Source organism: Streptomyces sp. NPDC104814 (assembly GCF_055583185.1).
On sequence record NZ_JBVJOL010000014.1, the window covers coordinates 90,229 to 101,981 of the forward strand.

At 69.5% G+C, this 11,753-nt stretch carries 11 protein-coding genes and 1 pseudogene; 4 read left to right on the top strand and 8 right to left on the bottom strand.

Annotated elements, in window-relative coordinates; all coding sequences use genetic code 11:
- Positions 1–65: 65 nt before the first annotated feature.
- From ACZ64A_RS33635 to panD, 4 genes are all read right to left on the bottom strand, one after another.
- Entirely contained in the window at positions 66–1,151 is a 1,086-nt protein-coding gene (locus ACZ64A_RS33635) for a hypothetical protein (protein WP_469815728.1), read from the bottom strand.
- Positions 1,148–1,900 (bottom strand): TauD/TfdA family dioxygenase, encoded by a 753-nt coding sequence (locus ACZ64A_RS33640; protein WP_469815729.1) that lies wholly within the window; start codon positions 1,898–1,900, stop codon positions 1,148–1,150. The genes ACZ64A_RS33635 and ACZ64A_RS33640 overlap by 4 nt, the downstream gene beginning before the upstream one ends.
- Before the next feature lie 64 nt (positions 1,901–1,964).
- A complete protein-coding gene (locus ACZ64A_RS33645; protein WP_469815730.1) occupies positions 1,965–3,344 on the bottom strand; it encodes a DUF6002 family protein in 1,380 nt (459 codons plus the stop codon).
- Between the two features lie 127 nt (positions 3,345–3,471).
- Positions 3,472–3,891 (bottom strand): aspartate 1-decarboxylase, encoded by a 420-nt coding sequence (gene panD / locus ACZ64A_RS33650; RefSeq protein WP_361199248.1) that lies wholly within the window; start codon positions 3,889–3,891, stop codon positions 3,472–3,474.
- A gap of 314 nt (positions 3,892–4,205) precedes the next feature.
- On the opposite strand from panD, the pseudogene ACZ64A_RS33655 reads away from it, so the two are divergent.
- Positions 4,206–4,588 (top strand): annotated as a pseudogene (locus ACZ64A_RS33655) (hypothetical protein); the annotation flags it as partial.
- A gap of 171 nt (positions 4,589–4,759) precedes the next feature.
- Here the strand turns inward: ACZ64A_RS33655 and ACZ64A_RS33660 are convergent.
- The 3 genes from ACZ64A_RS33660 to ACZ64A_RS33670 all read right to left on the bottom strand — a co-directional run bounded on the left by ACZ64A_RS33660 (position 4,760) and on the right by ACZ64A_RS33670 (position 7,049).
- Positions 4,760–4,984: a large conductance mechanosensitive channel protein MscL gene (locus ACZ64A_RS33660; RefSeq protein ID WP_469815731.1), complete on the bottom strand. Its 225-nt coding sequence runs from the start codon at positions 4,982–4,984 to the stop codon at positions 4,760–4,762.
- A 119-nt stretch (positions 4,985–5,103) separates the two neighbouring features.
- Positions 5,104–5,706: a hypothetical protein gene (locus tag ACZ64A_RS33665; protein WP_469815732.1), complete on the bottom strand. Its 603-nt coding sequence runs from the start codon at positions 5,704–5,706 to the stop codon at positions 5,104–5,106.
- A 437-nt stretch (positions 5,707–6,143) separates the two neighbouring features.
- Positions 6,144–7,049 (bottom strand): LysR family transcriptional regulator, encoded by a 906-nt coding sequence (locus ACZ64A_RS33670; protein WP_469815733.1) that lies wholly within the window; start codon positions 7,047–7,049, stop codon positions 6,144–6,146.
- A 146-nt stretch (positions 7,050–7,195) separates the two neighbouring features.
- Between ACZ64A_RS33670 and ACZ64A_RS33675 the strand changes: the two genes are divergently transcribed.
- Both ACZ64A_RS33675 and dctA read left to right on the top strand, forming a co-directional pair.
- Positions 7,196–8,314: a PrpF domain-containing protein gene (locus ACZ64A_RS33675; RefSeq protein WP_469815734.1), complete on the top strand. Its 1,119-nt coding sequence runs from the start codon at positions 7,196–7,198 to the stop codon at positions 8,312–8,314.
- Positions 8,311–9,708 (top strand): C4-dicarboxylate transporter DctA, encoded by a 1,398-nt coding sequence (dctA, locus tag ACZ64A_RS33680; RefSeq protein ID WP_469815735.1) that lies wholly within the window; start codon positions 8,311–8,313, stop codon positions 9,706–9,708. The genes ACZ64A_RS33675 and dctA overlap by 4 nt, the downstream gene beginning before the upstream one ends.
- Before the next feature lie 356 nt (positions 9,709–10,064).
- On the opposite strand, the gene ACZ64A_RS33685 is transcribed toward dctA, so the two are convergent.
- Positions 10,065–10,718, bottom strand: a complete 654-nt coding sequence (locus tag ACZ64A_RS33685; protein WP_469815736.1) for a CatB-related O-acetyltransferase — start codon at positions 10,716–10,718, stop codon at positions 10,065–10,067.
- A 99-nt stretch (positions 10,719–10,817) separates the two neighbouring features.
- On the opposite strand from ACZ64A_RS33685, the gene ACZ64A_RS33690 reads away from it, so the two are divergent.
- Positions 10,818–11,441, top strand: a complete 624-nt coding sequence (locus ACZ64A_RS33690; protein ID WP_469815737.1) for a TetR/AcrR family transcriptional regulator — start codon at positions 10,818–10,820, stop codon at positions 11,439–11,441.
- Positions 11,442–11,753 lie beyond the last annotated feature (312 nt).

The window sequence follows — 11,753 nt, forward strand, 5'->3', positions numbered from 1 at the left end:
TACGGCGGGGCGTGCGGTGGCGGGTGCAGCGGGCCGGGACAGGCCGGCGGATTTCCGGTGAGCTGTCAGTCCGGCTTGGTCCGCAACGTGTCACGCAGGGCGAGCAGTTGGCTGGTGAGCTCCGGGACGCTGTCGGTGGGGTACTTCGCGGAGGTGTCCGGCAAGTGGGCGGCGAGCGCGGAGGCGGCTCGTCGGCCGAAGTGGATCTGGCCGGAGGGGGTGACGACGACGCCGTCGAGCTCGGCCATGCGCTGCTGCCAGGCGATTGCCTCCTCTCTCGTGATGCCGTGCGGCAGGTCGAGAGTGATCTGCTGGTTGCGGATGCGGACCGGATAGCCGCCGGGGAGCCCGAGCGGGCCGGGGAGATCGGCGTACGCTTCGGTGCCGGCGGCCAGCCGGGCCAGGAAGAGCGCCGCGGTGTGCCCGGTGACTGCGTTCAACTCTTCCCGACCGCAGGCGCGGTGCGCGGCGAGGAGTCTGCCCACGTCATGCACCGGCTGGTCGTCCAGCCACGCCCGGAGCTCGTCACGTTGGTCGGCGGGTGCGTGCAGATGGCTGTGGTGCGCGAGCACCCTGAGTCGTACCCCGGGACGCGGCCGCAGTACGGCATGGAGTGCGGCGGCAAGAGTTGCCACGTTGCCGACCCCGCACGCCACCGGGATCCCTTCGGCGTGGAGCACGGGGTTGACCGCGTCCGGATAGCAGGCGTTGACGAACACCGCCGGGACGCCGGCGCTCTGAATGGCGCGTGCCACCTCGCGCGCCAGGACGGCGTGGAGCGGCAGCGCCAGCCCGAAGCCCGCCTCGGAGAGGAGGCGGGTCCAGGCGGACGGCGCGTGGGCCGCTTCCCACGGCGACTGCGCCGAGGCGCAGTTGACCACGACCCGCGGTGCGATGCGTTGCAGCAGCCACGCCGTCTGATCCCGGTCGGAGGCGTCGAGCGCGGTGGCACGGAACCGTGTGGCACGCGAGGAGGCGGCCGCACGCGCGTTGGCGATGCACGCGATCTCCTGCGCCGCGGTTTCGTTCCGGGCCAGCACTGTCACCGTGCCGGGGGCCGGATCGGCGACGGCCAGGGAGTAGCAGATGCTCCGGGCCAGCGAGCCACCGCCGACCACTGCGATGTCCCGGTCCTGTGCGGTGTCGGTCACGGTGTGGGCCGGTGCGCGATCTGGATGCGCCGCAGGTGCCGCCCGACGTCGGTGAACGCGTTGCGTGCGTGCAGCATCCGCCAGTTGTCGAAGACGAGCATGTCGCGCCGCTCGTACTGGACGGCCACGTGTTGGTGTTCGAAGTACTCCTTGGCATCGGCAAGCAGCGGTCCGATGCGTTCTTCGTCGCCGCGCACCAGGTTGTTGAAGGAGTAGCGCACGATGGTTCCGTCCGGGTGGTCCTCGATCACGGGGTGCTCCGGGTGCAGGTCCAGGCCCAGGTGGCGCATCGCGTCGGTGGTCTCCCATGCGAAGACGCGTTCGCGCAGGTAGGCGCGGTCCGCTTCGGTGAGGGTCTCGGTCCAGGCGCGTGCGTCGGCGAGTGTGGTTTCGCCTCCCGCACCGGTGTTGGGCGTCTCGCACCACAGCGCGAGGTACCGCGGGGGCAGACCCTCGAAGTCGTATCCTTCGGAGTGCGGGTAGAGGGGCTTGGTGTTCCCCGCGTGGTAGAACTCCTCCATTCCCGGCTCCGGGGTGACATCGCCGACGAGCACACCCGTGTACTGCGGGACGAAGTCGCCCAGGCGCTTGCAGAAAGCCACCGGGTCGAAGGTGTCAGGGACGTTGCACATGAACACGTAGCCGTGGCGTTCCATGAGGCTGTGGAAGCTCTTCCACAGCAGGTCGTCCGCCAGCGGCGCGCCGTTGAAGTCGGTCAGGGACAGCAGACTGTCGGGCTGCCTGGTCACGGTCCTTACCTTTCCGGTTCTCAGGGGGAGGGCCAGGGGTGCGGCCACAGGATGTGCGGCGCGATCAGGGGCCGTCGGCGGCGCGTACGGCCTCCTCGATGTGCGCCGTCAGCTCCCCGACGTCGGTCGCCGTGAGACGGTGGCCGGCGGGCAGCGGGCAGTAGTCCTGGTCGCTGTAGCTGCCGGAACCGTGAATGAGTACGTCCTCGCCGGCCGGGAGCAGGCCGCGGTCGGCAGCGTTGAGCGTTCCGGTCACCGCCATCACCAGCGACCACTCCCGCAGCCTGCGCGGGTCTGCGGGCAGTGCGACGTCGGCGTCGCAGAGGAGGGCCCGCACCTCCCCGTAGCGAGTGATGCACTCCTGGAGCGAGACGACGATGCCGCCTCCGCCCTGCGCGGCGATGATCGGATCCATCTGGGCCGAAGTGACGGGCCGACGGGTGTAGAAGGTGGGGTCCAGGTGCTCGTCGGGATCGTAGGTGGTCGCCGGAAAGTGCGGGTCCTGGTCCTGGTGGTACAGGCCGGTGGCCGGATCCAGCTCGTAGGCGGGCAGGTTGGCACGGTCGTGCGTGCCGTGACGCAGACTCAGCACCATGTCGGGGGTGCCAAGGTGCTGGACGAGGAAGTAGCGGGCCTGCGGGGACCGGCCTTCCTGGGTGACGATCTGGTGCCCCAGGTGGTGGCCGAGGAGCCCGAACGCGCTGGAGACGGAGTGCACATGGGTGCGTGCCGAGTGATCGGTGGGCAGCAGATCGCGTTCGGCGAAGGCCCGTACCATGTCCGCGGCACGGTAGTTGTCCAGGCCCAGCGTGTACCAGACGCGGATCCCGTACTGCTGGTGCAGGCGCTCCGCATGACCGGTGGCGAATGCGGTCGCGAGCTCCTTCACCGATGCCGGCTCCGCGCACTCGTGCACCACCAGCGGGTTTCGGCGCCGCAGCGATACGTCCTCGCTGAGCGGCGATGCCCACAGCTTGCCGACGGAGGCGCCCGGTACGACGCTGGTGATCTGCAGTTGGTCGGATGTCACCAGCCCGCACGCGATGGCGCGGTGGACGGCGTCGCGCAGCGCGGTGGCTTTGTTCGCCGACGACGGGGTGACGATCATGATGCGATCGCCTGTCTCGGTGATGTGGCGCACTGCCCGGGCCACGATGGTAAGTGAGGCGAGCGTCTTCGTGGTCCGGGTCGCCGGGTTGCGCATCAGGTCCAGCAGGCGCAGCCGATGGCCGCGGTACCGGGGAAGTTGGGTGACTGCGATCTCCGATGCCGAGAAGAACTCCTCCAGGGCGGAACTCGGCTCGGGCAGCCGGAAGGCGGGCGAGAAGACCTCGCCGGCGGCGCGGTGGTGTTCGAGTACGGCCAGTGAATGGCTCAGCTCGGCGTGATAGTGGGTGAGGGCGTTCTTCAGAACCGTCGTCGGTGCGGAAAGCGTGGCGGCCAATTCATTCCCGTTCGTGACAAGGGGCGGGGAGGAAGAAATGGGGGCGTCGGCGTTGCCCGGGTGGGGGCATAGCTCCGCCGCCGATGCCGGGCCCCGGGGTCGGCGTTCCGGTCCGGGGCCCGGTGAGTCAGGCGCCTGCCACCTGGTCGCCGCGGATGAGGCCGCTTCCCGGCGGCACTTCGGCAGGATCGCCGCCGAAGCCGGTGATCTTGTTGTTTGCGTCCACGAAGACGACCTTGGGTACGAACTCCTCGGCTTCCTCGGGAGTTACCGAGGCGTATGACACGATCAGCACGATGTCCCCGACTTGCGCCTGCCGGGCGGAGGGCCCGTTAACGCCGATGACGCCGGAGCCCCTCGGGCCCTCGATGACGTAGGTCGACAAACGGGCTCCGTTGGTCACGTTGACCAGGTCAATCTTCTCGTGACGTCGGATCCCTGCCGCTTCCATCAGGTCCGCGTCGATGGTGATGGACCCGACGTAGTTCAGGTGCGACTGAGTGACGGTCGCGCGGTGGATCTTGGCTTTGAGTGTCTCGAAATGCACGGCTGCCCTTCGCTGATGCGTTCTGTCATGCGGTGAGCTCGGTGTCGCGACAGCCAGAAGAGTGGCATGAGCAAATCCTCACCACAAGGCGAGATGATCGACGAATTCCATAGGTAAACCCGGGTTTAGGCGACGAGAACCGCAGAGTACGGCCCAGCGTGCCCGCCCGGAGCTCGTGCGGTTTCCGTGCCCCACGCGACACTCCAAACTCGGGCTTTGTGCTTCCTTTGCTCAGGGGCCGCCGAGGAGGCGCGTCGGGTATGTGCTGGGAGCGCACCAACTGGGTGGTGTTGCACGGCGGTTGGGCGGGTTCCATCCGGTCGGCGGCACAGCGCGCGACCAACGCGCCTACGACGAACGCCTCGAGATGGCCCGACCGCGCTTTCGGGGCTCTTCCCCGGAAGACCCCGCGGTGGCGTGGTCGGCCACCCCGCCTGACCGACGCGGAACTGCTCACCCTGGCCGTGGCCCAGGCGATGCTGGGCTTCCACTGCGAGGCCCGCCGACTGCGCTTCGCCCACACCCACCTGCCCCACCGGCCCCAGCGCCCTGCCTACAACAAGCGCCTGCGGGCCACGCTGGGCCTCGGATCGTGGACTCCACCCCGGTCGAGTGCGCCCGCTCACGGGAGACCGTCAAACGCTCCGACCTGGTCGGCTGGGCGAACCACGGCTGCTGCCGCTCCCACTCCCCCTTTTCCTGACGGGTCTGCAGGGCATCGTCGGCTGGTTGCGGACCCTGGCCGGGGAGGCGGTGACGGGGGAGCATCTGGGCCACGACGGTGGGCCATGGAGTGCCGCTCGGCCACTGTTCGGGCGGGCACCAGTACGCGGTGACGGTCCGTAGGACCTCGGGCGGGGTCGGCCGCTCAGCGGGTTCCTTGGCCAGGCAAGCGGTGACCAGGCTCCCCGGCGAAGTGCTGGGCGCTGGCCAGGAGGAAGAAGCTGATCGCCGCGTTGATGAAGGCGCCGTAGGGGGTCACAAAGGCGCGGACGAAGCCGTTGACGACAGCGGTGAACGCCGTTCCGATGACGACACCGACCGCTAGGTCGACCACATGGCCGCGCAGGATGAAGCTGCGAAGGCCCTTCACCGTTACACCCTTCCCAGTCCATGACGCCGACGGGCGGCACCCCGGCTCCTCACCCCGGATGCCCTGCCCGGTGACACGCCACCGGCCGATCCGCTGGAGGCGGAGCTGGAGCGGGTGCGTCAGTCTCGTTTCCGCTCGCTGCGCCGCAGTGCGCGGCGCTGCTTTTCCAGCAGGGTGGCGGTCAGCTCGCCCACCAGGGAGACGTCGTGGCAGTCGCTGTCCCGGCTGCCACGGCACCACCACACCGGTGGGCCGTCTGCTGCCGTTGCGCTCTGATACCAGTCATCGTCGGTCCCTGCGGGACGTGGATGCATTCCGATCTTGTGTTCCCAGCAGATCGGCCAGGCCTGCCAGAGCAACTCGGTGATGGTCTCCTGTGCCGCATCCGCGACAAGGGTCAGAACTGTCGCCGGATCGTCTGGCTCTGGCGGGTCACCGCCCTCCAACTCGCACGCATTGACCGGGTTGCCGTGCCAACGGCCGTCCGACATCGCCACATAGACCTGATCCCCGTCGATCTCGCTTGCGGGCAGGGGCTGACAGGACGAGACGACCATCAGTATCAGCGGGTCATGGCCCGGCAGGGTCGCCGTCAGGTCGCCATTGACCACAGCGAGTGCAGCCTCCGGCTTCGGCCACTGGCCGGGCTCGGCCTGCCTGGGTTCCGGGAGATGTTGCCAGTCGTGATCAGGGCCGGGACTGAGATCGGAGAATCGGTTCACCGGGGCATCGTTGCAGTCAGGCAGAGACTTCAGCCATCAGCCCCTGCACACGGGCGACCGCCGCCTCCTCGCGGACGGGCGCGCGGCGGGGCGCTCTGCGGTGGCCGGCGGCCGCGCGTCGCTGCAACGCCTCAAACGCCACCCCCCTCCCCCACCCACACGACCAGCTCGCCATCGAGGACCAAACCCTAGGGCAGACCTACGGCCGCGTGCACCAGCTCGGGAACCCGGGCCTCGATCAGACTGGCCCGGCGGGACTGGATCCGCACCGGACCGGTGAAGAGCAGGGCACGGTAGCCGTCGTTCTCCAGAATTCGATGTGTCTCATGAGACAGGCTGGCAGTTGGCTTCGACAACGAGACCTGGCCCCGAAACGCGGGGCCTGGATTCTCGGCGGTCAGCGCGACGGTTCCATGACCGGTGGGCGTGGTTCGGTGTCAGAGGGTTCGGGCCGCAGCGGCATCGCGGAGGAGTCCGGCGAAGGCCAGGGCGGCGGGGGTGAGCGCGTGGTCGGCCATGCGTACCAGGAGGATGCGGCGGACGGGGGCCGGCGGCTGCAGGGGCAGGACGTTGACGCCGGGTCGGATGCCCTCCAGGGCCAGAGTGGGGGCGAGGGCGACGCCGATGCCGGCGGCGACCATGGCCTGGGCTTCTTGGTAGTCGTGGGCCTCGTAGGCGATCTGGGGCTCGAAACCGACGGCGCGGCAGCCGCGGACGAGGGCTTCCGCCACCGGATGATGGTCGGCGCGGGTGATCCAGGGGTCGGCTGCGAAGTCGGCGAGTGAGACGGCGTCACGGCCGGCGAGTGGATGGTGGTCGCTGACGAGAAGGGCCGGCGGGTCATCGAGGAGTGGGGTGACGACGATGTCCTCCCGGTCGATTCGGCTCCAGTCGTAGTCCCACATCAGCGACATTTCGATCTCCCGGTTCTCCAGCATCGTCCACAGTCCGGCGATGCGCGCGCTGCGGACGGTCAGCCGTACGTCGGGGTGGGCGTCCCGGAAGGCGATCACAGCCTGCGGGAGGAGCGAGGCGCCGACGGTGGGGAAGGTGCCGATACGCAGTGTGCCCGCGCGGAGGCCGGCGTAGTCGGCGAGTTCGTTTTCCGCGGCCTGCAGTTCACGTTCGATCCGTTGCCCTCGTTCGGCCAGCACCCGTCCGGCGTCGGTGAGGGTGACACCCCGGGCGTGCCGCTCCAGCAGGGGCTGTCCCGCCTCCGTTTCCAGGCGGCTGATCTGCTGCGATACCGCTGACGGGGTGTAGTTCAGGGCGCGGGCCGTCGCGGTCACCGAGCCGCGCCGGGCGACCTCCGTGAACAACAGGATGCGCCGGACGTCGAGCATGCAACCACCTTCAGCGTTCACTTGAGCTTAATAGCCATACAGATTTCCGAGATTGTACTTCACGCTGCCGTAACCCACCGTGGAGGACACCACGCACGGCGAGACCGTCGGTGGGCTTCCCCTTCCCTGGTTGTAAGGAGTCGGTTGTGCTGCGTCTGCAGGGCGAGATGATCCGCGGAGGAACCAGCAAGTGCTGGATCTTCGACCACCGCGACGTGGCCGCCACGGGCGTGGACGTCGATGCCCTGCTGCTCGCCGCTTTCAACGCCGCCGACCCCCGTCAGATCGACGGTGTGGGCGGCGCCTCCTCCACCACCTCCAAGGCCGCCGTCGTCCACGCGTCGAGCCGACCTGATGTGGATGTCGAGTACGCCTTCGCGCAGGTCGGCATCGGCGACGAGCGCGTGGAGTGGGCCAGCAACTGCGGCAACTGCGCCACCGCCGTGGCCCTGTACGCCGTCCACCACGAACTCGTGCCGATCACGTCGGGGACCACCACCGTCCGCATGCTCAACGTCAACACCGGGGCCCGCCTCACCGGCGCCATCCCCACCCCCGCGGGCGTGGCCCCGGAGGAGGGCACGGCAGTGGTGCCGGGTACCTCGGCGCCGGGTGTGCCGGTTCTGCTGGGGTTTCAGGACCCGGCGGGCTCGACGACCGGCCGCGCACTGCCGACCGGCCGGACCCTGGACGAACTGACCGGCAGGGACGGCCCCGTCGAGGTATCCCTGGTGGACGCCGGCGCGCCGGCCGCGCTGTTCGAGGCCAAGGCGTTCGGCCTTGACGGCACGGAATCTCTCTCGGCGTTCGCCGCGGCAGTGCCCGCGCTGACGTTGCTGCGCCGGCAGGCAGCGCTGGCCATGGGCCTGGCCCGCGAGGGCGATCCGGTCAGCCACGCGGTGCCGAAGGTGGGCATCGTCGCCCGGCCTGCCGCCTACCGCACCACCCAGGGCACACTCGTCAACCAGGACGAGTACGACCTGGCCGTGCGCATGGTCTCCATGCACGCCCCCCACCCGGCGATCGGACTGACCTCCGCCGTGGCCCTGGCCACGGCCGCCGCCACCCCCGGCACCCTCGCCCACCGCGTCGCCCGGCAGACCGCCGACGGCACTCTGCGCCTGGGCACCCCCGCCGGCGTGATCACCACCCGAGCCGTCCAGGCACCGGACGGCGCGTCCCCCACGGTGCTGCTGCACCGCGCCGCCCGGCGTATCGCCCGAGCCGAACTCCTCGTTCCCGTCCTGGAAGGACGCCCCGCATGAGCCGCAACGACGCCGCCCCGGGTACCGTCACTGCACCACCGGGCCGCATCCGCCGGATGCTGTCCCACCTCTACATCCAGTGCCTTCTCGCCGTCCTCCTCGGCGCCGCCGTGGGCGGGCTGTGGCCCTCCGTGGGCGCTGACCTCAAGCCGCTCGGCGACGGCTTCATCGCGCTGGTGAAGATGTTCATCGCGCCGATCATCTTCTGCACGGTCGTCCACGGCATCGCCTCCATGGGCAACGCCCGCGCGGTCGGCCGCGTGAGCCTGAAGGCTCTGGTCTACTTCGAGGTGCTGACCACCGTGGCCATGGTGATCGGCCTGGTCGTCGTCAACGTCGTCAAGCCGGGCAGCGGTCTGCACGTCGACCTCTCGACCCTGTCCGCCAAGGGTCTGCCGCCGGAGGCGACCGGGGCCCACGAGGGCTTCGCCGAGTTCGCCCTCGCCATCATCCCGGCCACCCTGGTCAGCGCCCTGACCGGCAACGAGATCCTGCCGGTGCTGCTGGTGTCGGTGCTGTTCGGATTCGGCCTGCACGCCAGTGGAGAGGCCGGCCTGGGCATCGCCCGGGGCATCGAGAAGTTCTCCACGGTCCTGTTCACGCTCATCCGATGGATCATGCGGCTGGCCCCCCTCGGCGCGTTCGGCTCGATGGCCTTCACCATCGGCAACTACGGCCTGGGCACCCTGCGCCACCTGGCCCTGTTGGTCGGCTCGTTCTGGCTGACCGCCCTCCTCTTCGTCCTGGTCGTCCTCGGGACCGTCATGCGCCTGAACGGACTGCGACTGCTGCCCTTCCTGCGCTACATCAAGGAAGAACTGCTGATCGTCCTGGGCACCTCCTCGACCGAGCCCGTACTGCCGCGCATGATGGCCAAGCTCCAGCACGCGGGCGCCTCGAAACCGGTCGTCGGCATCACGCTGCCCGCCGGGTACTCCTTCAACCTCGACGGCACCGCCATCTACCTGACCATGGGCTCGGTCTTCCTCGCCCAGGCCCTCGGCATCGACCTCAGCCTCACCCAGCAGCTCACCATGCTCGGCGTCATGCTGCTCACCTCCAAGGGCGCCGCAGGCGTCACCGGCTCGGGCTTCATCGCCCTGGCCGCCACCCTCAGCGCCGTTCCGCACGTGCCGGTCGCCGCCCTCGCGCTGATCTTCGGCATCGACCGGTTCATGTCCGAAGCCCGCGCCCTCACCAGCCTGGTCGGCAACGGCGTCGCCACCCTGGCCGTCGCCCGCTGGGAGGGCGAGCTGGACGAGGACCGGGCCAAAGCCGTCCTTCGCGGAGAGATCCCCTACGCCCCCGCCCCCGCTTTCTCCGCGGTGACAGCCGAGCCCGATCCGAGGGAGACACCCGCACCAGCCCACGCCCCCGTCGCCGCCGCAAACTGATAGGGCGTGGGCCGGCCCGGAGCAGATACTCCGGGCCGGCCCACCCACGCCTCGACAGAACGTCGGACTCGCGATGGGGTCGGCAGGCCAGTCGTTGTCCTCGACGGACAACGTGGGGTGCACGGCACCGTCTCCGCGTCGGCGGACTCGATCCTGTCGGCCACGAACGGGGCGTTGGCGTAAGTGACACGGTGCCCGCGGTCCACCAGCTGACGGCAAGCGCGAGGCTGGGCGGGACATGGCCGGCGACGGGGGCGCCGACCGTCGCGATCATGGCGCGGGGATGGGACATGGGCGATCACTCGTTTCTGGCGCAAGACGAGTGCCGGTGCGGGCGTTGTGTCGAGGACGTGGGGTCAGGGCTGGTCGATCTGCGCGGCGGCCGCCTCCAGGTCGGCAATGGTCCCCGACATGATCGTCCGTACATGCGTGGTGATGTGCTGCACGGGCCAGTCCCACCACGCCACGGCGAGGAGCCGGGCGGTGTCCGCGGCGTCGTAGCGGGTGCGGAGGAGCCGAGCGGGGTTGCCGCCGACGATGCCGTAGTCCGGGACGTCTCCGGTGACCACAGCGCCGGTAGCGATGATCGCGCCGTGGCCGATGCGTACACCGGGCATGACCGTGGCGCCGTGACCGAACCACACGTCGTTGCCGACGACTGTGTCACCCCGGCCCGGCAGGCCGGTGATCAGGTCGAAGTGCTCCGCCCAGGAGCCCCCCATGGTGGGGAACGGGAAGGTGGAAGGACCGTCCATGCGGTGGTTGGCGCCGTTCATGATGAACCGGGTGCCCGTCCCCAACGCGCAGTACTTGCCGATGACAAGCCGCTCGGGGCCGTAGTGGTACAGGACGTTGCGCGTCTCGAAGGCGGTCGGGTCGTCCGGGTCGTCGTAGTAGGTGAAGTCACCGACCTCGATCAGCGGCGACGTCACCAGCGGCTTGAGCAGAACCACGCGCGGCTGCTCAGGCATCGGGTGGAGCACGGTGGGGTCGGCGGGAACGGGCGGCATCGCGGAGGCGGTTCCTCTCTAGCGGACTTAGAGCGACGATTGTCGCGTTAAGATGCTGGCACAGCCCTGCCGCCTTGATCAACCGGATACTGATTGCCGATGACAGAGCCACTCGACACGACGCCGGACCGCCGTCCGGGCGGTCGCACCGCCCGCATCCGCGCCCAGGTTCTCGATGCGGTGCGCGTGGAACTCACTGAACGCGGTCATGAAGGACTCACGATGGAGGGCGTGGCGACGCGGGCCGGAGTGCACCGCGCCACGGTCTACCGACGCTGGCGCGATGTAGGCGGCCTGCTCGTCGACGTCATCGACGCCGCCGGCGAGATCGACTGGCAGCCGCCGGACACCGGCTCCCTGCTCGGCGACCTGACGGCCCTCAACGAGGAAATCCAGGAATCCCTGGTCGTGCAACCGTCGCTCGCCATCGCCCTGATGGCTGCCTCGTTCCACTCCGAACAGGCCGCCCGGGCCCAGACGCAGTTGTGGACGGACCGGTACGCCCAGTGCGAGATCCTCGTCGAGCGCGCCATAGAGCGCGGTGAACTCTCCCCACGCACGGACGCACGGAGCCTGCTGATCGCTGCCACCGCGCCCCTCTATCACCAGCTGGTGCTCCTGCGGGCCGATCCGGACCCCCAACTCCCGGAACGGGCCGCCGAGGCGGCAACCCTGGCGGCTGCCGCGGGTGCCTTCTCCGTCCGTCCGGAAGAGAGCGTGTGATCAAGAGGACGGGGAACGAACGCAAGCGCCATCACGAGCGCGACAAGACCTGGGTCACGGTTCAGTGGTCCTGCTCCGGACACCACGGAGCACATAGCCGCGAGGCCAACTTTTGAGGGCTCACCTACGGCGGCGGGCAGCCGGGGCGCGCTCGGCCACGTGCCGGGCGACCGCGTCGCCTACATGTCCGCCCCATCTGGGAACGCATCCCCAAGGTCTCCGACACGCGACGACCCGTCGAGCGCCCTCAGCGTGCAGATCTCACAGGGCGACAAGCCAGGACGGGTCGACGCGACGGCCGGTCTGCCGCTC